Source organism: Brevibacterium aurantiacum, from assembly GCF_007558825.1.
Lineage (GTDB): Bacteria > Actinomycetota > Actinomycetes > Actinomycetales > Brevibacteriaceae > Brevibacterium > Brevibacterium aurantiacum_A.
In genome coordinates this window covers 293,624-314,239 of the sequence record NZ_VLTK01000003.1, presented here as the reverse complement: position 1 = coordinate 314,239, position 20,616 = coordinate 293,624, and the positions used below count along the sequence as shown (strand labels likewise).

Sequence of the window (20,616 nt, the reverse complement as noted above, 5' to 3'; positions counted from 1 at the left end):
CAACGACGACCGGTTCAGGAGTGCCTGAACCGGTCCTCGATGAATTCGTCCTCTTCGGCCTCGTCACGGCCGTGCACTCCCGGTGATCTCAACCGGTTGCGGCCATAGCGGTTGCCCGGCTGGGAGATCTTCGCTCCCGCTCCCAGTGCCTCCTTGTCCACGACGACGTATTCGACGTCGCCGGTGGATCTCTCAGCCGCCTCGGCGTCGGCTCTGCGTTCTCGTCTGGCAGAGATCGACACGGCGATGATGATCATGATGCCGAAGGTGAACCACTGAAGCATGTAGGACAGGTGGTTGCCCGGGTCGAGATCCGGTGCAGGCAGAGGCGTCAGCCCAGATTCGCCGGGCAGGCCGCCGCCGGTGTGGACTGTCTCCGCGTAGACGTTTTCGTATGCCGAGTCCATACCGGGGATCCGGGCGGGATCGATGGCCTTGATCAGCCCATCCGGATTATTGTCCTCGGAGCCGTCCTGGGCCGGTTGGAGACGGGCAGCGATGGTCTGCTCCCCGGTGGGCGTCGGCGGGACCTGATCGGGTTCCGCGATCCATCCCCTGACGATTGCGATCGTGTCTCCGGAGGTGAGTTCGAACGGAACGACGACGTAGTAGCCGACCTTGTCATTGACCGTGCGGTTGCGCGCGAAGACGGTATCGGACGTCCGGAAGTGTCCGGTCAGCGACACCTGTCGCCATTCATCGGACTCATCGAGGTTCGCCGAAGTGGAATCCAGGATGCTCGTGATGTCGACCGGTGCTGACGAATAGTTCGCGTTGATCGTAGCGATCTCGTACTGCCGTTGATCCTGTCGGTCCTTCTGCCACAGTGCCAGGAAGATGCAGGCGATGACGATGATGACGGTCATGGCGATGTATTTCAGCCACCGTGCGCTGAAGAGGAAGGAATAGCGTGACATCAACCGGCGTCCTCCGGGATGTCGTCGACGGCTACGTCGCTTTGATAGAAGCTGCGCATAGTCAGGAACTCTCGCAGATAGTCGAGATGTTCGTCACAGGCCAGCCAGGTCTTGCGGCGTTTGGGCATGTGCAGGCGGGGATTGTTCCACAGAATTGCGCGGGTGGCTTCTGCCCGACATCCCTTCGCCGAGCACTGGAGCGTCTCGGTCAAGTTTCATCACCTCGAGTCGGGTCTGCCGAGGTTTCACCATCGTCCGGCGCGGAGTCGTCGGATTCCCCGGCGATCGTCTCCCCGGCGATGGTCTCACCAGTTGCCGGTGGCAGCTCGGGCATCGGCGCGTTGTCCAGCAGCGCCGAATCGTCATTGGTGGTGCGCTCACGCCCGGCATTGGCGAAGATCACAGCCGGATAGGGGAGGAGCACGGCACCGGCCACGCAGATCCACATCAACACGGTCAGATCTGCCCGGAACATGAGATAGGCCGCCACGAAGCAGAGCGTGCGAATCGCCATGGTGATCGAGTATTTGATGATCCGCGACTTCATGTCGTCATCAAGGGCGGTGTCTGCCGTGGTGATCTGCTGGGGGTGCTTGGACATAGCCTTCTTCGTTCGATTACTGCTACAAAATCATACTCTTCGTTTGTGTGAGTCGTATCGACGCCTGCCGGTTCGCGATAGGTTAGTGACGGTAAGTTTGATCTCAAACGCTGATCAATCTGTATTGTCCACCAACAGGAGAGATTCGTGTCAGAACCACGCATAGTCCTCGTGACCGGAGGAAACCGCGGAATCGGCCGCACCATCGCCGAGGAATTCCTCGCCCAGGGCGACACGGTCGCCGTCACCTCTCGCAACGGAGACGCACCGGAAGGTGCTCTGGCCGTGTCGGCGGACGTCACCGATGCTGCCTCCCTCGACGCGGCGTTCGCGCAGATCGAGGAGAAGCTGGGCCCAGTCGAGGTGGTCGTGGCGAACGCCGGCATCACCCGCGACAATCTGCTCATGCGGATGAGTGACGAGGAGTTCGAGGCCGTCGTCGACACCAATCTCACCGGCACCTTCCGCACCGTCAAACGTGCCATCACCGGAATGATTCGCGCGAAGAAGGGCCGCATTGTGCTCATTTCGTCCGTGTCGGGACTCTACGGGGTCCCCGGTCAGGTGAACTACTCGGCGTCGAAGGCCGGCCTCGTCGGTCTCGCCCGCTCGGTCACCCGTGAACTGGGGTCGCGCGGCATCACCGCCAACGTCGTCGCACCGGGCTTCATCCGCACCGACATGACGGATGAGCTGCCCGAGAAACAGCAGAAGGAATACCTCGCCACGATCCCCGCCAAGCGATTCGCCGAGGCGAGCGAGGTCGCGAAGGTCGTGCGCTGGGTGTCCTCAGACGAAGCCGCATACATCTCCGGCGCCGTCATTCCCGTCGACGGCGGACTGGGGATGGGGCACTGAGCCCCGTCAACATCTAGACTTCACATCAAGGACGCCGGCTCCTACGGCGTCGATCGCAACGATTTCACCCCCCGTTTGAACATTTCGAAAGGACCACAATGGGAATTCTTGACGGAAAGCGCATCCTCGTCACCGGCGTTCTGACCGAGGCATCCATCGCCTTCGCAGCCGCCCGCATCGCCCAGGAGCAGGGTGCCGAAGTCATCCTCTCCAGCTTCGGCCGCCAGATGAAGATCACCCAGGTGATCGCCGAGCGACTGCCCGAGACCCCGAAGGTCATCGAACTCGATGCCACCAACGACGATGACCTGGCAGCACTGCCTGAGCGCCTCGAGGGCAACATCGACGGCATCGTCCACGCCATCGCGTTTGCCCCCAAAGACGCACTCGGCGGCGTGTTCCTCGACACCCCCTGGGACTCCGTGTCCGCAGCGATCCATGTCTCGGCGTTCTCGCTCAAGGCCATCACCGTGGCCGCGAAGCCCGTGCTCAACAAGGGTGCCGGTGTCGTCGGGCTGACCTTCGACGCCACCATCTCCTGGCCGGTCTACGACTGGATGGGCGTGGCCAAGGCCGCCTTCGAGTCCACTGCTCGCTACCTCGCGAAGTACGTCGGCGAGGACGGAGTCCGCGTCAATCTCGTCTCGGCCGGACCGCTGAAGACCACCGCCGCCACCTCGATCCCCGGATTCGGGACCCTCGAAGACATGTGGGGCGACCGTGCGCCGCTGGGCTGGGACCAGAAGGACACCACTCCGGCAGGCAAAGCGATCGTCGCACTCCTCTCGGACTGGTTCCCCGCCACAACCGGCGAGATGGTCCACGTCGACGGCGGATTCCACTCGACCGGCGCCTGAACCGGACCACCCGACACCCACACTGATCCGGAGAACACGACGATGCCTGTGCTCATTCTCGCCCGCCATGCGAAGGCCGAAGCCGAGGGACCGACGGACTTCGAACGCTCGTTGAACGCCAAAGGTCTTGCTCAAGCCGTCGAAGCCGGAGCCGAGATCGCCGAGCGCTGGTCACCTGACGTGGCCATCGCCTCGGCGGCCAGGCGCACCGTCCAGACAGGGCAGGCTGTGGTCGAAGCCGTCAACCGGCACAACGGGGAACCTGAGACCGGTGCAGGCCTCGAACTGCGCCAGGACGAGTCCCTCTACAACGGGGGAGTCGACGATTGGATCGACGCGATCAATTCGATCCCGTCCGATTCCCAGTGCGCCTATATCGTGGGCCATCAGCCCACCGTCGCCGAGGTGGTCGGCCACCTGAACCCTGCCACCGGAGTCCCGGACGCGTTCCGTCCTTCCTCTCTTGCAGTGTTCGTCCTTGAGAGCTGGGACGTCGAACCCGGGAACTATCCCGCACCCGAACTCAGGGTCTTCCTCGGGGCCTGAGCGCTGCAGCTGACACGCAACCAGGCGTCTGAACGAGATTCAGGCGCCTGAGTTCCATTCACCCGCGGTGACGTTCACCCCTGTGCGCGTGCCTCGATGAGGGTGAGCACCTCACGCAGATCACGATTCGTCACCGAAGCGTCAGCGGCGGCGACAAGCGCCGGTTTCGCACAGAAGGCGACACCCAGACCCGCGGCCTGGATCATGCCGATGTCATTGGCACCGTCGCCGATGGCCACTGTTAGGGCCCGATCACATCCGTACTTCGATGACAGCTGCGCGAAGATCTCCGCCTTCGCACTCGGATCGATGACACGACCGCTCGTGACGCCGGTCAGCAGTCCGTCGTCGGAGTCGAGACCATTGGCGTAGACCTCGGTGATGCCCATCGTCTCCGCGACCGGAGCGATGATCGGGGTGAAGCCGCCGGAGACCAGGGCAACGACGCCGCCGCCCGACTGAACAGCCGCGACAAGTTCGCGGGCACCTTCGGTCAGCGTGATCTGTGCCCGCACCTCGTGGAGGACGGAGACCGGCAGGCCTTTGAGCAGGGCCACTCGCTCGGCCAGCGATGCGGCGAAGTCCAACTGGCCTGCCATGGCACGTTCCGTGATGTCGGCAACCTGGGTGCCCACCTCGGCATGGACGGCGATGAGGTCGATGACCTCCTCATTGATGAACGTCGAATCGACGTCCATGACGAGGAGCTGGATGGCGTTGCCTGGCATCGGGGTTGCGGAGTCTGAGTCATTCACCCCTTCATCGTAGCGACCGCCATGATGTAGTCGGCGGCCGCGGGGTGGAGGCGTGAGAGCAGATCACCGAAGGCGGGAGGTGCGACCGTGGCCGGAGCCAGCACTGTGCGCATCCGCTCATGGATGTCGAGGGCGGCATAGATGGCTCGAGCGTCGGCGACCGAGGGGATGAGCTTCGAGATCGGATGGCTCAGGCTCAGCTCCTCCTGCCAGTCCCGCCACGGCCCCTCTCGCCAGTCGGCGGGAACCTCGATCGACTCGATGAGGTTCAGTCCCTCCATCACAAGGAGCCGGAGTCGGCGCAGCGCCTCGGCGGGGGTAGCCACGGTGACCGGATGAAAGACTGTGTCACGGCAGGCGATGACCTCGACGTTCGCCTCGGCGCCCACGAGGACCACCGCAACTTGGTGGGAGCCGGAGTGGAGGACGATCGGTGCCGTATGCCGACCGACCTTGAGCCGATCGGCCTTGTCCACCGGCGGAGTCGTATGCGGCAGCGAAGGGTGGTGCAGTGCGAGCCGGGCATGTGTGATTCCAGCGGCGCCAGCCTCGGCGGTGAAGAGCAGCAGACCCGTCGGCGGCGAGCTGCCGAAGACCTCGTCGGCGACGATGAGAGGGACATCACGATCATCGTCGAGAAATGCGGCACTGACCTCGTCAGGGGCGAGGCTGGAGTGCAGGCGATGGTTCATCGCCAGGGTCAGCAGCAGTGAGTCGGTAGTCAAGTCCATGTCGAACCAGAATAGACGCCGAGCCTGCGATAGAGTTGGCTGATATGAGTGATGTCCTGACTTTGGATTCTGTTTCCGTGCGCCGAGGAGAGAATTTCCTCCTCCAAGATTTTTCCCTGACCGTCTCCGAAGGTGAGCATTGGGCCGTTCTCGGGCCCAACGGCGCCGGGAAGACGACTCTGTTGGAACTGGCCGCAGGACGAATGCACCCGACGACAGGTTCGGTCGGAATCCTTCAGGAGCGCCTCGGGCGCGTCGACGTCTTCGAACTGCGCCCGCGCATCGGCTACTCCTCGACGGCCCTGGCCAACCGCATTCCTCTGTCCGAAGCCGTCCTCGACACCGTGCTGACCGCCGCCTATGGCGTCACCGGTCGCTGGGTAGAGGAATATGAGACCACCGACATCGAACGGGCCAAGGACCTCCTCGCGGCGTTCAACATCTCGCATCTGGCCGATCGCACCTTCGGCACCCTGTCCGAGGGCGAGCGCAAACGCGTGCAGATCGCCCGCTCGCTCATGACCGACCCGGAGCTGCTGCTGCTCGACGAGCCTGCCTCCGGACTCGACCTGGGCGGACGCGAAGAGCTGCTGGCCGCGTTGACGGAGATCCTGTCCTCGAAGTGGGCTCCGGCGACGATCATGGTCACCCACCATGTCGAGGAGATCCCTGCGGGCATCACACACGTGCTGCTGCTGGCCGAGGGCACTGATCTTGCCGCCGGCCCTATCGATGAGACCCTGACCGCCGACAATCTGTCGGCGACCTTCGGCATCGATGTGAAGCTCACCCGCGACGGGCAGCGGTTCCACGCCCGATCCCCTTACTGAGCATGGAACCAGTTCTCGGAATGGAACTGTGGCAGATTGCGCTGATCGTCCTCGCCGGAATCGGTGCTGGCGGCATCAACGCCGTTGTCGGTTCCGGTACCCTCATCACCTTCCCGGTTCTCGTGGCCTTCGGTGTGCCGCCGGTCGTGTCGACGATGAGCAATGCTGTCGGACTGATTCCCGGCAACATTGCGTCGTCTTTCGGCTATCGAGAGGAGCTGAAGGGCCAATGGCGACGGATCCTCGGCTTCGTGCCGGCCTCCATCTTGGGCTCGCTGACGGGTGCCTATCTGCTGCTCCATCTGCCCGAAGATGCTTTCGAGACGATCGTCCCGGTGCTCCTGGTGATCGCCCTCGTCATGGTCGTGGCCCAGCCGGCGCTCTCGCGTCATCTGAAGAGCCGAGCGGTTCGTCGTGCTGAAAGGGCAGGCAGAGAGCATGTGGCGGCCTCAGTCGGCGATAAGCTCTCCACCGGTCGCTACATCCTGGTCCTGCTCGTCGTCTTCCTCACCGCGATCTACGGCGGCTACTTCGCCGCAGCCCAGGGAATCATCCTCATCGCTCTGCTCGGGCTGATCCTGCCCGATGACCTGCAGCGTCTCAACGGACTGAAGAACGTTCTGGTCCTCGTCGTCAACACGGTCTCGGCGAGCACCTACATCATCGTCGGTCACGACCGGATCAACTGGATCGCCGTGATCTGCATCGCGATCGGCTCGCTCATCGGCGGCTACTTCGGAGCCCGTGTCGGACGCAGGTTCTCACCTGTGCTGCTGCGCACCGTCATCGTCATCCTCGGCCTCGTCGCCATCTGGCGCATCCTCACACTGTGATCGCATGAACACTCCGGCCAAGGCACCACTGACAAGGCAGCAGGTCATCGACCGTGCCGCCGACCTCGGGATCACTGCCGAGCGACTGCATTTCTTCGACGCGGAGACGGTCAACGGCGAGCAGGGCGGCGCCGACGGTGGTGTCGTCGACAGCGGAGTCTCTGCCACCGACCTGTATGACTACACTCAGCTGACGGATGTGGCTCTTCGCAGCATCCGTGAACCAGCCGAAGGGCTCTTCATCGCCGAGTCCTCGAAGATTATTCGCCGCGCCCACGCCGCAGGCATGGTTGCCCGGTCCTACCTGACGAGCCCCAAATGGCTCTTCGACTTGGCCGACCTCATCGCCGCCAACGATGCTCCGATCTTCATCGGCACCGATGCCGCAGTCGAAGCCCTCACCGGCTTCCACCTGCACCGAGGTGCTCTGGCCGCCATGCATCGCCCGGAGATGGCCGATGTCGGCCGGCTCGTGGCCAAGGCCCGTCGCATCGTCGTCATCGAAGACGTCGTCGATCATACGAACGTGGGCGCGATCTTCCGGTCCGCTGCCGCGTTCGGCGTCGACGCTGTTCTGGTGACGCCGAGGTGCGCCGATCCTCTCTACCGACGTTCCATCCGCGTCTCCATGGGCACCGTGTTCCAGGTGCCGTGGACGCGGATAGAAGCGTGGCCCGCCGGAGTCGATGCCCTGCGTGAGCTCGGTTTCCATGTTGCGGCGCTGGCCCTCGACGAGGATTCCGTGGCGATCCGAGAGTTCGCCGCCGATGCGCCTGAGCGCACCGCAATCGTCTTCGGCACCGAGGGCGACGGTCTGCGACGGTCGACGATCGCCGCCTGCGATTCGACTGTCATGATCCCGATGTCCGGGGGAGTCGACTCCCTCAACGTCGCGGCCGCCTCGGCGGTGGCCTGTTTTGCTCTGCAGACGGAGCCTGCGGCCGCTCTCTGAGACGGAGCCTGACGCGTCCCCTGCTAGCGCTTCTCTTCGGACGCGCGCCGACCGGGGACGGAATCGGCTGTGCGAGACTGGTGGCAGGCATTTCGCCCGCAGTTTTCGTGACCTCGAACATCGTGACTCTGAATGAGGAGACCAGTGGATCGCACCACACTCGCCAACGCCCTCGAAACCGCTCGCATCACCGGCGAAGTCGCCACACCCAGAGAGAACAACCTCTCCCACATCCACCGATTCCTCGCACAGGAGAAGCAGTTCGACTTCGGCGTCGAACTCACCCGCGACTGGGATTTCGACTCCGTGTTCGCTCTCATGGTCGATCGTGCGGGCCTGCGTCCGGAGCCGGACTTCATCGAGGGTGTCGACACGATTTCGACCTCGCGCTGCATCGACGCACTCGAGCAGTTGGCAGCGGCAATCGGAGATGTCACTCGAGCCGGGGGAGAGATCCTCTTCGCCACTGGACACCCTGCCGGTCTGCTTCCCGTGCACATGGCCATCGCCGCAGCAGCCGAAGCCCGCGGTGCCACAATCACCCAGCAGACCAATGCCGTACCCGTCCCCGGAATCGGCGGCGACTGCAGGCAGATCAACCGTGTGTGGACCTGGCATCAGCACGGTGGTACCCCGCACACCCACCTCGCCGAACCCATGCACGCACTTCTCGACGACATCACCCGCCGAGGCGGCCGGACCCCGGATCTGATCGTGGCCGATCACGGGTGGGCCGGTGCGGCCTCGACCCGGGGTCTACGCACTCTGGGGTATGCGGATTGCAACGATCCTGCCCTCTTCGTCGTCGAAGCTCAGGGAGCCATCGAGGTCACCGTTCCCCTCGATGACGATGTTGTGCCCTACCTCTACGAACCGCTCATCGACTTCGTGATCGAACGGGCAGGCTTGGACTGACCGCCCACGGATCCCATCAAAACGACAGGAGGAGAAGCGGTGCAGAGGATAGAACGGGACCGCGAGATCGCACGCATGGGCTCCAGCGGTTGGGCGACGCTTGATTCTGTGCCCAGGGACATCGCCGATGAGGCGTCCAGGTTCGTTTCCAGCCAGAATCGAGCCTGGTGGTCTGACGCGGAAGAGCTTGGAGCCGAGATGAGCGCATGGCTGGAGGGCAGACGATTCTGCGAGCAGGTCGAGCTGGGACTGCTCTACGTTCCCAAACCCACAGTCCTCGACGTGCGCACAGCAATGCCACTTCAAACGCGGCAGGAGCAGCGCTCGGATCTCCTCGACGACGTTGTCCACGCCCGGCTGAATGAGGGTCGTGATCTCGTGCCTGAAGGGGCCAAAGGGCAGCTTTTCCTCACCTGCGTCGGCGAATACGGGATCTCAGCAGGCAGCTACGAGGACATCAGGTCGGCCAGCGATGTCGAATACACGGTCGCCGGTCACGACGTGCGGTTGCCGATGACCAGGCAGCTGTGGGGATCACGAGTCCTGCAGGCGGGCACAGGTCCTTTGCCGGACACCGAACACAACGAGGCGTGGACGTTCACACTCTTCGTCGGAGACGAGCTTGTGGACGGGCTGGCAGCCTCGGGCACGATCCTCAAATCACATGTGCGGTTCCGACTGGGAAAGGCCAACCGCGGTATCGGTTCTGCCCGTGTTGCCCCCGCGATTCCCATCAGCACGGTCAGCTGAGCACGATCATTCGATCTCGTTGGCGAGCCCTTCGACCACCTCGGCGGTGGGAAGTGATGCCAATGCCGCGCCAGAGAGCATGAGCTTGGAACCGCGGATCCCCGAGCCGATGATGAGCTCTTTGGCCTCGGCCACACGGGAGTCGATGAGGATCCGGTAGTTGGCGGGCAGACCGATCGGCCCGATACCGCCGTACTCCATACCCGATTCGCCGACCGCACGATCCATAGGCAGGAATGACGCCTTGCGGACGTCGAGGAGTTTCTTCACGCGCTTGTTCACATCGGCGCGCGTGTTCGCGAGCACCATGCAGGCCGCGATCCTTTCCTCACCGGCGCGTGAACCTGCGACGAGAACACAGTTGGCCGAAGTCTCAGGCCCGAGGCCGGTGGCGTCGAGCAGGGCCGAAGTGTCAGCGATCTGCGGGTCGATGGCGAAGGCGACGACACCGCCGGTGATCGACGGGATCGCCTCGGCGGTGGGCTCGGCCATGAGATCGGGAGCCGTTGCTGCAGGAATGAGGTCGAATTGCGCGGAGATGCGTTCCTTGGTGTTCATGGCCACAGTTTAGGAGACGGCAGGGGAATCGCTTTGGGCCGGTCCATCAGATAGACTGGACTGTCGCTTCGTGTCCGGTTCCTACGGTACGGGGCGTGTCCAGCAGACGAATTCGGGCACTGGCGGATGGGTCGACCCATACCAGGCGCCTGAGCGGATTCAGCAAAGGTAAGAATATGAAAAAGGACATCCACCCGGAATACGCACCGATCGTGTTCAACGATCTGTCGTCGGGAACCAAGATCCTCACCCGCTCGACCGCGAAGAGCGAAAAGACGATCGAATGGGAAGACGGCAACACCTACCCAGTCATCGACGTTGAGATCTCGAGCGCATCGCACCCGTTCTACACCGGAAAGCAGCGCATCCTCGACTCCGCAGGCCGCGTCGAGAAGTTCAAGGATCGCTACAAGGGCTTCGGCAAGCGCTGATCCCCTGTCGGTTTCGACCGATCAGACGGTTCCGACCGTCACGCATGACTCATGCGAACTGCCCCGCACACCTGAGACGGTGTGCGGGGCAGTTCTCTTGCTGTGTGCTCAGGTGTCAATCCACGCTGACGTGGACGTCTGGCGACGGCTGAGTCCGTGCCGCGGGGTGGAACAGCGAGGCAACGCCGGTGGCATTGTCGAGGCAGTTCGCGATGCCGTGGGCGACCTTCTCCTTCGCCGAGACGACCGCGTCCTCAATGCTCAACCCGGTGGCGATGCCAGCGGCGATGGATGAGGCGAACGAACAGCCTGCACCGTTGACGAGCTTCTCGTTGACCTTGCGTGAACGCAGCGTCGTGACCCTCTCGCCGTCGAAGAGGATGTCGATCGCGTCATCACCGGCCAGGCGTGCACCGCCCTTGACGACGACGTTTTCGGCACCCTGACCGTGGATGATCTTCGCGGCCTCGATCATTCCCTCAACCGAGTCGATCGGATCGATACCGGCCAGCGTCGCGGCCTCCTCGAGGTTCGGGGTGATGACGGTGGCCAAGGGTACGAGATTGTCGACGAAGAGATCCTTGAGATCGACCATCGTGCCCGCACCCTTGCACACGAGGACGGGATCGAAGACATAGGGCAGCTCATTGGTCTTCAGTTTCTCGGCCAGGACGAGAGCGTTCTCCACGGACCCGAGCATGCCCGACTTGATCGCATCGAACGTGTGCACGGCCAGCGTCGATTCGAGCTGCCTCGTCACAACCTCAGGGTCGATGAATTCGATGACGTGGCTGAAGCCGTCATTCGGATCGAAGGTGACGATGCAGGTCACGGCGGCGGTGCCGAACGCGCCGTACTCTTCGAACATCTTCAGGTCAGCTTCGAGCCCTGCTCCGCCTGAGACATCGGAGCCGGCGATCGTGAGCACTTTGGAGGTCATAGTGGTCCTTTCGGGAATTGCTGTCGGGCAGAAGTCTACGCGCGTTCAGACACCCGCGTATCCCTGCTGTCGCCAAGCCTCGTAGATCGCGATCGACGCGGAATTGGCGAGGTTGAGCGAGCGCCGCGACGGCAGCATCGGAATGCGCACGGACAGGTCCACATGCTCATCATCGACGACTGCATCGGGCAGGCCCGTCGACTCCTGACCGAAGAGGAGGACATCACCGTCACAGTAGTCCACCTCGGCGAAGGACTGCTCCGTATGGGTGGTGAATGCGATGACCCGACGCTCGCCGAGGTGGTTCCACAGATCCGTCAGAGACGCGTGGACCGTGACGTGGGCGAGATCGTGATAATCGAGTCCCGCACGACGCAGCTTGGCATCAGAGAGGTCGAAGCCCAAGGGCTCGACGAGGTGGAGGTGGGCCCCCGTGACCGCGGCCAGGCGTATGGCGTTGCCGGTGTTGCCGGGGATCTCAGGTGTGTGGAAGACGATGTCGATGTTCATATGAGTTCCATTTTGTCACTGTTCGCAAGTCGTTTCTGCCGTCATTCCAGCCAGGTGGATTCGAATGCGGGGAAGAACGTCGCTCCACCTCGGCGGATGATGTCATTCCTTCGTGGTTGTGGGGTCGGTTCCTTGTGACTGGATAGGAGATACGGGCTGATTCCTGGGGATGGGAGTCAGGCTGGCTGGCGGACGAGCAGGTAGCCCTGCCGTGTCGCCTCTGGGAATCGGCCCGCTTGGTCCGGTTCCCGTTCGAGCCGGGTCACGGGGACGAAGCCGTGGTCAGCGAGAACTGTGAGAACCTGATCGATCGAGCGACGGTGGAAGTCGAGATCGACCGTGAAGCCGGCAGCCTTCGCCTGATGGTCGATTCGATCGCCGAGCTGGAAGGCCAATTGGAACAGCCCACCTGGCCGCAGCACTCGTGCCGCCTCAGCAAAGACTGTGTGCAGGGACTCATCGGGAACGTGGATGATGGAATACCACGCGAGGAGTCCGGAGAAGCTGTCGTCGCCGTAGGGCAGTGCTGTCATGGTCCCGGTGGTGAAGTCGAGGGTGGGGTAGTGGCGCGTTGCCAGGGCGATCATGGCGGGGGAGAGGTCGAGGCCCGACGGAGTCAGACCCAGGGCGGCAAGGAATGCGGTGATCCGACCGGGGCCGCACCCGATTTCCAGCGTCTGGGAATCTCCTGTGGCGAGCACGAGTTCCGAAAAGGCACCGAGAACTGCTCGATCGTGTGGCTTGGCCGTGAGCTCGTCTGCAATCCAGCCCGTATAGGTCTCGGCGATCGCATCGTAGGAGACTCGGGTGGCTGTCTCTCGGTCCGAATCCTGGGGGCTGCTATGGGAGAGGACCGCGCCGTCATTCGTCTCATCGCTCATGCGAACAGCCTACGGTGTGACGCTGCGATTGAGCCTGGTGCGTCCCCGCGGGGACGCATTCACATTCGGAGGATTCGTATCATCTAGAACATCTACATTGAGAAGTCGAATTAGATTAGAAGATGACAAGCGGATTCATCAGAGTGGATCATGATGATCCGGACGTCATGTCAGCGGTGCCTCGTATGGTGAAAGTCTGGTTCGAGGTCATGGGGACTCGCGAACCGAACGGTCACAGGGGCCGAAGGGGAAAGGTGGGAACCATGGTCGAGAACACGGCGGCAGATCCATTTGAGGACTATCCGGATCCGTTCTCAGATTCAGAGATTCTCAAATCGATGAGCGTCGATCCCAGCGACCACAGCAGAGACTCGAGGGCGCAGGCGGAAGCTCCGCACGCCGAGCCGAGCCCTGGACGTCGCGCTGGCGGTGAGACGGATGCGGATCCTCAGGCGGACACAGGGACTGGCCTCGGCGACCTCACCTCCGAGGAGCTGGTTGCCGACATTCGACGCAACATCTCGTGCATCGCCTTCTGCCATGCCCGTGTCATTGCACTCATCGACGAGGTCGAACGCCGAGGTCTGTGGGCACAGTGGGTGGGCGTGACATCGCTGCCTCAGTGGGTCATGCACATCGCTGCTGTCAGCGCACATACCGCACGTGAATACGTCCGCGTGATGATGGCGCTGCGCGAAATGCCCAAGGTCAAGGAGAGTCTGGGGGAGGGGAATGTCAGCTTCTCCAAGGTGCGCGAGGTCACCAGGCTGGTGGGGCGGATCCCTGATGAGGAGGCCTTGCGCTTAGCCGATGTCTCCACCGGAAGCCAGATCGGTGTGATAACTCGCAACTACCTCCAGCTGTCCGACGCGAACGAGGCCGGTGGGCCACCCCGCTTCCTTCCACGCGACAGCTTGAGTATGCGGACCACCGAACCCGGGCGGATCCGCATCACGATCGACCTGGGCGAGGATGAAGCCGCTGAGTTCTCCTCGATGCTCGACGCTGCTCGGCATGTCCTCGAACAGCAGTCCGGCACGAATGGGCAGTCCGACACGGAAGAGGTCGACACGGACGAGCAGGTTGAGAAGCCGCCGTATGAGCCGATCTCGCAGGTCATGTGCCTGATGGAGATCGTGCATGCGTTTCCGCAGGCAGAGTCGTCCGGCACCGTTGACGTCGACCGCGCCCGCATGCTCGTGCATGCCTCCGCCGAGGTGGTGACCAGATTCGGTGCCCTCAATGCTGCAGACGCCGAGTACGAGACTACCGAGCACGAGACCACCGATGCTGTCCTCTACGACGTCCCCGCGGGGACGTCTGTGGTCGGGAAGAGGGACCTGACCTGTCGGGTTGACGGCTTCGGAGGCATCACCTCGGCGACGGCGGAACGGCTGAGCTGCGAAGCCCTGATCAGCGGGGCGATCAAGGACGCCGACGGAGACGTGCTCATGCTCGGCCGTTCGAAGAGGCTGGTGAGCAGACGCCAACGCCTGGCGCTGAGCGCACGGGACATGGGATGCCAGTTCCCGGGCTGCCGCGCCCGCAGGAGGTGCGACGCTCCCCATATCCGTCCGTGGTCACAGGGCGGAGCGACGGACCTGGACAATCTCATCCTGCTCTGCCGCACGCACCACACGGCGGTGCACAAATATGAGTTGAATATCTCACGGACCCCAGCACCATTCGCCGGAACGCTGGACGGACAGGCGGCATTCGCCTTCTTCCTGCCCGACGGCTCGCAGCTGCTTCCCCTCGAGGAGAGGAGGCGAGGGCGCCACGTCTTCGACACTGCGCGGCTGGTGAAAGTTGCCGAAAAGGCGGTAGCCGAAGCGGATCCGAGCACTCTCGGCGGTGGGTACGGCTTCAGCCTGGACTATTGCATTGCGTGGATGTTCGAAGCGGAATGGCGACACGCCCGGGCGAACAATGCCGCTGCGTAAATCTTGCCTATTTAGAACACTAGTTCGATAATGGATGTCATGTCTGCAGTACCACTCGTTGAACAGCTCAGCCGGGAGATGGGTATCTCCACGGCCACTGCTCTGTTCGATGGGCCTGCCCCCCGCGCTGTGGATCCGGTGCTGGCACCGATGTTTCGGCGAGGCGGTCTTCCCAGGGGTGAGATCGTGACACTGACCGGGGGCCAGTCCTTGAGCTGTGCTCTCGCTGCGATCGCCGTCGCAACCCAGGAGCAGAAATGGTGCGCCGGCATCGGACTCGGAGAACCAGCCGTGTCGTCCATTGCCGATCTGGGCGTTGACCTCGACCATTTCGTCAACCTCGTCACCCCCGCCGAGGACTGGCTGCGGGTGGCCTCCATCCTCATCGAGTCCTTCGATATCCTCGTCATCGACCCGGGATTTCTGCCCAGCGCTGGGGAACGCGCCCGGCTGCTGGCGAAGGTGCGCGAACGTAAGATCAGCCTCATCAGTCTGACGTCGATGCCTGGAAGCACGGAGCAGATCGAGATCACCGATACACAGTGGTCGGGCACGGAACACGGCCATGGACGTCTCCGCTCCTGCCTCGTGCAGGCCCGATCTCAGACCGGCGTCCACCGGTTCCTGTTGCCCGGACCGGACGGGACTCCTGCCGAGGCACCCGCACCTTCCCCATCTGAGGGTGTATTCGAACGGCCGGTGATCCGCAGTGTCAGCTGACGCCGCTGCTGAGCCCAGGGCTGTGCGCACCGGCACCGCTGACCGTCGCACGCTGGTTCTGACCGTCCCCGATTGGTCCGCGGTGGCGGCCGCGACCGAGCATGACCTCAGCCCTCGCACTCCGGTGGCGGTTCTCAGCGGGGGCAAGGTGATGGCAGCCAATGCGCCTGCGCGCGCAGCCGGAATCGCTCTGGGCAACAACAAACGTGCGGTCGGGTACCGCTGTCCCGAAGCACACGTGGTGGCCTGGGACGAGGAGGCAGACAACAGGCACTTCTCCGCAGGAGTCGGAGCGCTCGAAGAACTCGTGGCGCGGTTCACTCTGCTCAGCCCCGGCACGCTCGCCATTCCCCTCGACTCGCTCAAACACGGCTATGACGATGAGCCCACCGCCGTGGAGGCGCTGATCTCCGCACTCGTATCGGTCACCGGGTGGGAGTTCTTCCCCGGCATTGCCGACACCGTGTTCGCGGCAGTCCTCGCCGCGGGGCAGGCGCGCCGGGTCGAGCCAGGGCAGACCACGGAGTTCTTGGCCGCTCAGCCGATCAGCACCCTCGAATATGCCGGGGCAGGCGCGACCGAACTCATCGACACCTTCACCCAGCTGGGTCTGCGGACCCTGGGGGACCTGGCCGACATCGACGCGCGGGACGTGAACTCACGATTCGGGGCACTGGGCAAACGCGCGCACGATCTGGCCACAGGAACCGAGTGGACGCCGTTGAATGATCATGTCCGGGAGGAACGACTCAATGTCGAACTCGGTCTGGACACACCGACCACCCGCAGCGACACTTTGGGATTCCTGACCCGCCAGCTCGCCGCCGACCTGCTGACGACAGTGCGGCGCCGAGGGCTCGTGTGCACGCAGATCACAATCGAGCTCATCGCTGTCTCAGGGCAGTCCTCGAAGCGGACTTGGCGGATCGAGGACATGAACGAGAACACCATCGCCGATCGTCTGCGGTGGCAGGCAGAGGGATGGTTGGCAGGGGCCGCTCGAAAGGGACCGGCCGCACCTCAGCTCGGGTCGACTCCCGAGTTCGGGTCGGCTCCCGACGAGCCCGGTCCCGACCCGGAAGACTTCTCCGAAGAGGGCATCATCGCTCTGGGCCTCGTGGCCGCAGAGCTGACCACCCCCATCGGTGCGACGAAGAGCCTGTTCGATGAGAACACCGGACAGGTCACCCACACGCTGGAGCGACTGCAGGGACTGTTCGGTCCCGATTCGGTCCTGGTCCCGGGGCTGCAGGGCGGATGGGATCCGGCCGAGACGAACCTGTGGACACCGTGGCAGCAAGCGGCATCACCTGTGCGCAGCCCCGGCGCACCCTGGCCCGGGGCACTGCACGCCCCCCGACCGACGACGGTCGAACGTCTGCCCGTCGACGTGCTCGCCGCGGGAGGCCGACCGGTGGGAGCACGTCCCGCTGGCCTGGAGTCGGCGCCGTATGCGATCCGCTTCCCAACCGGAACCGCCGAGGCGGTCATTGACTATTCGGGTTCCTGGCCTGTCGAATCCGGTTGGTGGGATCCGACGAAAGCCATCTACCGAACCCGGCTGCAGGTCGTCACCGACTCGGGGCAGGCACTGCTGCTGAGCAAGGAGAACGGCCAGTGGTACATCACCGGCCGGTACCGCTGATGGGCTTCTCGAATCCGCGCACACCCTGGTCCCAGCTGGCTCAGAGGCTGGAGGGCAAACAGACCAGCCGCAAACAGGTCGCCGACAGGCAGACGGTCAACAGGCAGACGGTTGACGAACACGCCGACGGATCCGACGCGCCCGCCTTCTCCCGCCCCGACCGCCATCAGGTATCGGTGGGACCCGGCGGCTCCGATGGCACCGGCCGGTATTCGGGACCTGGCCAGGGGCCCATTCTGCGCACTTCGACCGTCGAGTGGGCCGAGCTGCATGTGCACTCCCAGTTCAGCTTCCTCGATGGGGCTTCCGACCCTGAGGATCTCGTGGCCGCAGGTGCGGCCGCGGGGCTGAGGTCCTTAGCGCTGACCGATCACAATGGTCTCTACGGTGCGGTGCGGTTCGCCCATGCCGCCGCCGAGGTGGGACTGCCTACCGTCTTCGGCGCGGAGCTGTCCGTGGGGTTGGAGGAGAAGATCCCCGGCCAGACCGATCCCGACGCCACCCACCTTTTAGTCCTTGCCCGCGGAGTCGAGGGGTATCACCGACTGTCGATGGCCATCACCGAGGCCAACCTGGCAGGGGAGAAGAACCGGCCGGTGTTCGGTCTCGAAGAGCTGGCCGCGATGAGCGGGGACTGGACGATCCTCACCGGCTGTCGCAAAGGTCCCCTGCGCCGAGCCCTGAATGATTCCGACGGTGGGCTCGGAGCCCTGCGTGAGCTCATCGCACTCTTCGGAGCCGACCGGATAGCGGTCGAACTCAGCCGGGACGGAACCCCGGACGACGATGAACGGCTGCGCCACCTCGGCGAGCTTGCACAGCGGACCAATCTGCCGGTCGTAGCCAGCAACAGTGTGCACTTCGCTACCCGAGCGCAATGGAAGTCCGCGCAGGTGAGGGCCTCGGTGAGGTCTCGACTGTCCCTCGACGAGCTGGCCGGGTGGCTGCCGGCGACAGCGAATGCCCGGATCCATACGGGCGAGGAGATGGCCGCACGCTTCCCTCGGCAGGCCTTGGAGAACGCGGTGGCCATCGGCCAGGAATGCTCCTTCGTCCTCAACTCGGCTCGTCCGGATCTGCCGCGTGCTCCGATGCCCGATGCCCGCGGGGCCGAAGAATATCTGCGCGAGCTCATTGAAGACCGCGGTGCCAGACGCTACGGATCCCGGACTGCGAACCCGAAGGCATGGGCGCAGCTCGATCGGGAGATGAACATGATCGCGACGCTGGGGTTCTGCGGATACTTCCTCATCGTCTACGACATCACCGAGTTCTGCCATCGGGTGGCCATCTTCTGCCAGGGCAGAGGCTCGGCTGCGAACTCCGCCGTCTGCTACGTCCTCGACATCACCGCCGTCGACGCGGTCAAGCATGAACTCCTCTTCGACCGTTTCCTCTCACCGGATCGCAAGGGCTATCCGGACATCGACATCGACATCGAATCGGGCAGGAGGGAGGAGGTCATCCAATACGTCTATGATCATTTCGGCCGTGAACGGGCCGCTCAGGTCGCGAACGTCATCACCTATCGGGCGAAGTCGGCGATCAGGGATGCGGCCTTCAGCCTGGGTTACGAACCCGGTCAGCAGGATGCGTTCTCAAAAGCCAGCAACCGCTGGTCGACCCTGCCCGAAGCCGAGGATTCCCCGGTCCCGGCCCCGGTGCTCAGAATCGCCGGTGACCTCCTGGGCTCACCCCGTCACCTGGGCATCCACTCCGGTGGCATGATCCTTGCCGACCGTCCCATCGGTGAGGTCGTCCCGATCGAGAAGGCCACGATGGGGCATCGCACCGTCGTCCAATGGGACAAGGACGACTGCGCCGCCATGGACCTGGTGAAGTTCGACCTGTTGGGGCTGGGCATGCTCACAGCACTGCACGAGATGGTCGATCTCGTCCACCGGCACACGGGTGAGCTCATCGAACGCGCCCACATCGACGACGAGGACAACCGTGTCTACGAGATGCTGCAGAAGGCCGATGCGGTGGGTGTCTTCCAGGTCGAATCGCGAGCCCAGCTGGCGACCCTTCCCCGTCTGCGTCCCGAGACGTTCTACGATCTCGCCGTCCAGGTCGCACTCATTCGGCCCGGCCCCATCCAGGGCGGGTCCGTCCACCCCTACATCCGCAGACGGCAGGGCCTCGACGAGGTTGAATACCTCCACCCGCTGCTGCAGAAGTCCCTGGCCAAGACCTACGGGGTACCGCTGTTCCAAGAGCAGCTCATGCAGATGGCCATCGACGTCGGCGGCTTCACCGGTGCCGACGCCGACCAGCTGCGGCAGGCCATGGGATCACGGCGGTCAGAGAAGCGGATGACCGAACTGGCGCAGAAGTTCCAGACCGGTGCCGCAGCCAAGGGCGTCGACGAGGAGACCGCGGAGTCCATCTTCTCCACGATTGCCGCGTTCGCGAACTACGGGTTCCCCGAATCCCATGCGATCAGCTTCGCGAACCTCGTCTACCAGTCGGCCTGGTTCAAATATCATCACCATGCGGCGTTCACCGTGGGGCTGCTGCGCAGTCAGCCGATGGGCTTCTACTCACCGCAGTCCCTCGTCGCCGACGCCCGTCGCCACGGTGTGAAGATCCTGCCCGTGGACATTCGCCACTCGATGGCCGGCAGCGATCTGGAGCGCGTCGAGACCTCAGGCGAGTTCGGGATCCGGTTGGGTCTGGACTCGGTGGCCCATGTCGGCTCCTTCGCCGAGGTGATCGTGACCGAACGCGCGAACGCACCATTCACCTCGGTGACGGACCTGGCGGAGAGGACCGGAATCGGAAAGCAGGCACTCGAAGGGCTCGCCACCGCAGGGGCGCTGAGCAGCTTCGATCTCGACCGCAGACAGGCACTGTGGCTGGCCGGAGGCGTCGCGGGAGCACACCCGGGCGTGCTCCCGGGAACCGCCACGATCTCCTCGGCGCCGAGCCTGCCGACCATGGATGCCTTCGACACGACCCTGGCCGAACTCTTCTCCACCGGAATCACCGTCGACGGATACCCGACCGAGATCCTGCGAGCGTCCCTGATCGAACGGGGTTATGCCTCGACGGCGGATGCCGCAGCGGCTGCGGACGGGACCCGGATGACGGTGGCCGCCATCGTCACACACCGACAGCGCCCGGCCACCGCCTCGGGGATCACATTCATCAACCTCGAGGACGAATTCGGGATGCTCAACGTCGTCGCCACTGCCGGGCTGATGAAACGGTTCCGGCCGATCGCGACCTCGCGCAACGCGCTCGTGGTCACCGGGCTGATCCAACGCGGGGGAGAGGTCGTGAGCCTCTACGCCCACAAGCTCATCCCGCTCGAGGTGCAGCTGCCGACCAAGGCCCGCAACTTCCGCTGATGATGTGTGACGGAACATGACGACACATGACACGAAGATGACGAGATCACATCGGGGAAGTCACAGAGTCCATGAGAGTAGAGCCATCAC

General features: G+C 63.7%; 22 protein-coding genes. 13 read left to right on the top strand and 9 right to left on the bottom strand.

All coding sequences use genetic code 11. The features are described from left to right. Positions 1 to 14 precede the first annotated feature (14 nt). The 3 genes from FO013_RS06385 to FO013_RS06375 are packed head-to-tail and all read right to left on the bottom strand — an operon-like array spanning position 15 to position 1,518. Entirely contained in the window at positions 15 to 917 is a 903-nt protein-coding gene (locus FO013_RS06385; protein ID WP_143921731.1) for an SURF1 family cytochrome oxidase biogenesis protein, read from the bottom strand. After that, complete coding sequence (locus FO013_RS06380) at positions 917 to 1,129, bottom strand: hypothetical protein (protein ID WP_143921730.1); 213 nt, start codon at positions 1,127 to 1,129, stop codon at positions 917 to 919. Before FO013_RS06380 ends, FO013_RS06385 begins: the two co-directional genes overlap by 1 nt. Further along, positions 1,126 to 1,518, bottom strand: a complete 393-nt coding sequence (locus FO013_RS06375; protein WP_143921729.1) for a DUF3099 domain-containing protein — start codon at positions 1,516 to 1,518, stop codon at positions 1,126 to 1,128. The genes FO013_RS06380 and FO013_RS06375 overlap by 4 nt, the downstream gene beginning before the upstream one ends. Before the next feature lie 147 nt (positions 1,519 to 1,665). Between FO013_RS06375 and FO013_RS06370 the strand changes: the two genes are divergently transcribed. The 3 genes from FO013_RS06370 to FO013_RS06360 all read left to right on the top strand — a co-directional run bounded on the left by FO013_RS06370 (position 1,666) and on the right by FO013_RS06360 (position 3,779). Beyond that, positions 1,666 to 2,376, top strand: a complete 711-nt coding sequence (locus FO013_RS06370; RefSeq protein ID WP_143921728.1) for a beta-ketoacyl-ACP reductase — start codon at positions 1,666 to 1,668, stop codon at positions 2,374 to 2,376. A 98-nt stretch (positions 2,377 to 2,474) separates the two neighbouring features. Further along, positions 2,475 to 3,233 (top strand): enoyl-ACP reductase FabI, encoded by a 759-nt coding sequence (gene fabI, locus FO013_RS06365; RefSeq protein WP_143921727.1) that lies wholly within the window; start codon positions 2,475 to 2,477, stop codon positions 3,231 to 3,233. A gap of 42 nt (positions 3,234 to 3,275) precedes the next feature. Continuing rightward, entirely contained in the window at positions 3,276 to 3,779 is a 504-nt protein-coding gene (locus FO013_RS06360) for a SixA phosphatase family protein (RefSeq protein ID WP_143921726.1), read from the top strand. Positions 3,780 to 3,853: 74 nt separating this feature from the next. Here FO013_RS06360 and serB read toward each other — a convergent pair whose 3' ends face one another. Together serB and FO013_RS06350 are read right to left on the bottom strand one after the other, a co-directional pair. Further along, entirely contained in the window at positions 3,854 to 4,534 is a 681-nt protein-coding gene (serB, locus tag FO013_RS06355) for a phosphoserine phosphatase SerB (RefSeq protein ID WP_143921725.1), read from the bottom strand. Then, on the bottom strand, positions 4,531 to 5,265 hold the full coding sequence (locus tag FO013_RS06350) for a hypothetical protein (protein WP_143921724.1): 735 nt from the start codon (positions 5,263 to 5,265) through the stop codon (positions 4,531 to 4,533). The genes serB and FO013_RS06350 overlap by 4 nt, the downstream gene beginning before the upstream one ends. A 44-nt stretch (positions 5,266 to 5,309) precedes the next feature. On the opposite strand from FO013_RS06350, the gene FO013_RS06345 reads away from it, so the two are divergent. The 5 genes from FO013_RS06345 to FO013_RS06325 all read left to right on the top strand — a co-directional run bounded on the left by FO013_RS06345 (position 5,310) and on the right by FO013_RS06325 (position 9,545). Beyond that, positions 5,310 to 6,095 (top strand): ABC transporter ATP-binding protein, encoded by a 786-nt coding sequence (locus tag FO013_RS06345; protein ID WP_143921723.1) that lies wholly within the window; start codon positions 5,310 to 5,312, stop codon positions 6,093 to 6,095. Between the two features lie 20 nt (positions 6,096 to 6,115). Beyond that, the gene (locus FO013_RS06340; protein WP_143921905.1) at positions 6,116 to 6,928 is read left to right on the top strand and encodes a sulfite exporter TauE/SafE family protein; all 813 of its coding nucleotides are present in this window, start codon (positions 6,116 to 6,118) and stop codon (positions 6,926 to 6,928) included. 4 nt (positions 6,929 to 6,932) lie between these two features. Further along, positions 6,933 to 7,880: a TrmH family RNA methyltransferase gene (locus tag FO013_RS06335; RefSeq protein ID WP_143921722.1), complete on the top strand. Its 948-nt coding sequence runs from the start codon at positions 6,933 to 6,935 to the stop codon at positions 7,878 to 7,880. A 144-nt stretch (positions 7,881 to 8,024) separates the two neighbouring features. Continuing rightward, positions 8,025 to 8,795 carry a phosphatase gene (locus FO013_RS06330; protein ID WP_260848023.1) on the top strand — a complete coding sequence of 257 codons (771 nt, stop codon included), beginning with the start codon at positions 8,025 to 8,027 and terminating at the stop codon, positions 8,793 to 8,795. A gap of 39 nt (positions 8,796 to 8,834) precedes the next feature. After that, complete coding sequence (locus FO013_RS06325; RefSeq protein WP_143921720.1) at positions 8,835 to 9,545, top strand: hypothetical protein; 711 nt, start codon at positions 8,835 to 8,837, stop codon at positions 9,543 to 9,545. A gap of 6 nt (positions 9,546 to 9,551) precedes the next feature. On the opposite strand, the gene FO013_RS06320 is transcribed toward FO013_RS06325, so the two are convergent. After that, complete coding sequence (locus tag FO013_RS06320; RefSeq protein ID WP_143921719.1) at positions 9,552 to 10,103, bottom strand: YbaK/EbsC family protein; 552 nt, start codon at positions 10,101 to 10,103, stop codon at positions 9,552 to 9,554. 176 nt (positions 10,104 to 10,279) lie between these two features. On the opposite strand from FO013_RS06320, the gene FO013_RS06315 reads away from it, so the two are divergent. Next, positions 10,280 to 10,534 carry a type B 50S ribosomal protein L31 gene (locus FO013_RS06315; RefSeq protein ID WP_143921718.1) on the top strand — a complete coding sequence of 85 codons (255 nt, stop codon included), beginning with the start codon at positions 10,280 to 10,282 and terminating at the stop codon, positions 10,532 to 10,534. Positions 10,535 to 10,649: 115 nt separating this feature from the next. On the opposite strand, the gene FO013_RS06310 is transcribed toward FO013_RS06315, so the two are convergent. The 3 genes from FO013_RS06310 to FO013_RS06300 form a co-directional block, all read right to left on the bottom strand. Further along, a complete protein-coding gene (locus tag FO013_RS06310; RefSeq protein WP_143921717.1) occupies positions 10,650 to 11,474 on the bottom strand; it encodes a PfkB family carbohydrate kinase in 825 nt (274 codons plus the stop codon). Between the two features lie 45 nt (positions 11,475 to 11,519). Beyond that, positions 11,520 to 11,984: a tRNA (cytidine(34)-2'-O)-methyltransferase gene (locus FO013_RS06305; protein ID WP_143921716.1), complete on the bottom strand. Its 465-nt coding sequence runs from the start codon at positions 11,982 to 11,984 to the stop codon at positions 11,520 to 11,522. A gap of 176 nt (positions 11,985 to 12,160) precedes the next feature. Continuing rightward, positions 12,161 to 12,865, bottom strand: a complete 705-nt coding sequence (locus FO013_RS06300) for a class I SAM-dependent methyltransferase (RefSeq protein ID WP_143921715.1) — start codon at positions 12,863 to 12,865, stop codon at positions 12,161 to 12,163. A gap of 263 nt (positions 12,866 to 13,128) precedes the next feature. Here FO013_RS06300 and FO013_RS06295 point away from each other — a divergent pair, with 263 nt between their 5' ends. From FO013_RS06295 to FO013_RS06280, 4 genes are read left to right on the top strand one after another with little or no spacing between them, the layout of a single operon-like run. Then, complete coding sequence (locus FO013_RS06295) at positions 13,129 to 14,808, top strand: HNH endonuclease signature motif containing protein (RefSeq protein WP_186293007.1); 1,680 nt, start codon at positions 13,129 to 13,131, stop codon at positions 14,806 to 14,808. Between the two features lie 39 nt (positions 14,809 to 14,847). Further along, positions 14,848 to 15,528: a DNA recombination/repair protein RecA gene (locus tag FO013_RS06290; protein WP_235344295.1), complete on the top strand. Its 681-nt coding sequence runs from the start codon at positions 14,848 to 14,850 to the stop codon at positions 15,526 to 15,528. Next, positions 15,518 to 17,173 carry a Y-family DNA polymerase gene (locus tag FO013_RS06285; RefSeq protein WP_143921712.1) on the top strand — a complete coding sequence of 552 codons (1,656 nt, stop codon included), beginning with the start codon at positions 15,518 to 15,520 and terminating at the stop codon, positions 17,171 to 17,173. The genes FO013_RS06290 and FO013_RS06285 overlap by 11 nt, the downstream gene beginning before the upstream one ends. After that, positions 17,146 to 20,526 (top strand): error-prone DNA polymerase, encoded by a 3,381-nt coding sequence (locus tag FO013_RS06280; RefSeq protein WP_472924387.1) that lies wholly within the window; start codon positions 17,146 to 17,148, stop codon positions 20,524 to 20,526. Before FO013_RS06285 ends, FO013_RS06280 begins: the two co-directional genes overlap by 28 nt. Positions 20,527 to 20,616 lie beyond the last annotated feature (90 nt).

What these genes read in the sequence shown, in the direction of transcription:
- FO013_RS06385 (WP_143921731.1), bottom strand. Translation starts at nt 917, where the DNA reads ATGTCACGCTATTCCTTCCTCTTCAGCGCACGGTGGCTGAAATACATC.
- FO013_RS06375 (WP_143921729.1), bottom strand. Translation starts at nt 1,518, where the DNA reads ATGTCCAAGCACCCCCAGCAGATCACCACGGCAGACACCGCCCTTGAT.
- fabI (WP_143921727.1), top strand. Translation starts at nt 2,475, where the DNA reads ATGGGAATTCTTGACGGAAAGCGCATCCTCGTCACCGGCGTTCTGACC.
- FO013_RS06360 (WP_143921726.1), top strand. Translation starts at nt 3,276, where the DNA reads ATGCCTGTGCTCATTCTCGCCCGCCATGCGAAGGCCGAAGCCGAGGGA.
- FO013_RS06350 (WP_143921724.1), bottom strand. Translation starts at nt 5,265, where the DNA reads ATGGACTTGACTACCGACTCACTGCTGCTGACCCTGGCGATGAACCAT.
- FO013_RS06345 (WP_143921723.1), top strand. Translation starts at nt 5,310, where the DNA reads ATGAGTGATGTCCTGACTTTGGATTCTGTTTCCGTGCGCCGAGGAGAG.
- FO013_RS06340 (WP_143921905.1), top strand. Translation starts at nt 6,116, where the DNA reads ATGGAACTGTGGCAGATTGCGCTGATCGTCCTCGCCGGAATCGGTGCT.
- FO013_RS06335 (WP_143921722.1), top strand. Translation starts at nt 6,933, where the DNA reads ATGAACACTCCGGCCAAGGCACCACTGACAAGGCAGCAGGTCATCGAC.
- FO013_RS06320 (WP_143921719.1), bottom strand. Translation starts at nt 10,103, where the DNA reads ATGAACACCAAGGAACGCATCTCCGCGCAATTCGACCTCATTCCTGCA.
- FO013_RS06315 (WP_143921718.1), top strand. Translation starts at nt 10,280, where the DNA reads ATGAAAAAGGACATCCACCCGGAATACGCACCGATCGTGTTCAACGAT.
- FO013_RS06310 (WP_143921717.1), bottom strand. Translation starts at nt 11,474, where the DNA reads ATGACCTCCAAAGTGCTCACGATCGCCGGCTCCGATGTCTCAGGCGGA.
- FO013_RS06305 (WP_143921716.1), bottom strand. Translation starts at nt 11,984, where the DNA reads ATGAACATCGACATCGTCTTCCACACACCTGAGATCCCCGGCAACACC.
- FO013_RS06300 (WP_143921715.1), bottom strand. Translation starts at nt 12,865, where the DNA reads ATGAGCGATGAGACGAATGACGGCGCGGTCCTCTCCCATAGCAGCCCC.
- FO013_RS06295 (WP_186293007.1), top strand. Translation starts at nt 13,129, where the DNA reads ATGGTCGAGAACACGGCGGCAGATCCATTTGAGGACTATCCGGATCCG.
- FO013_RS06290 (WP_235344295.1), top strand. Translation starts at nt 14,848, where the DNA reads ATGTCTGCAGTACCACTCGTTGAACAGCTCAGCCGGGAGATGGGTATC.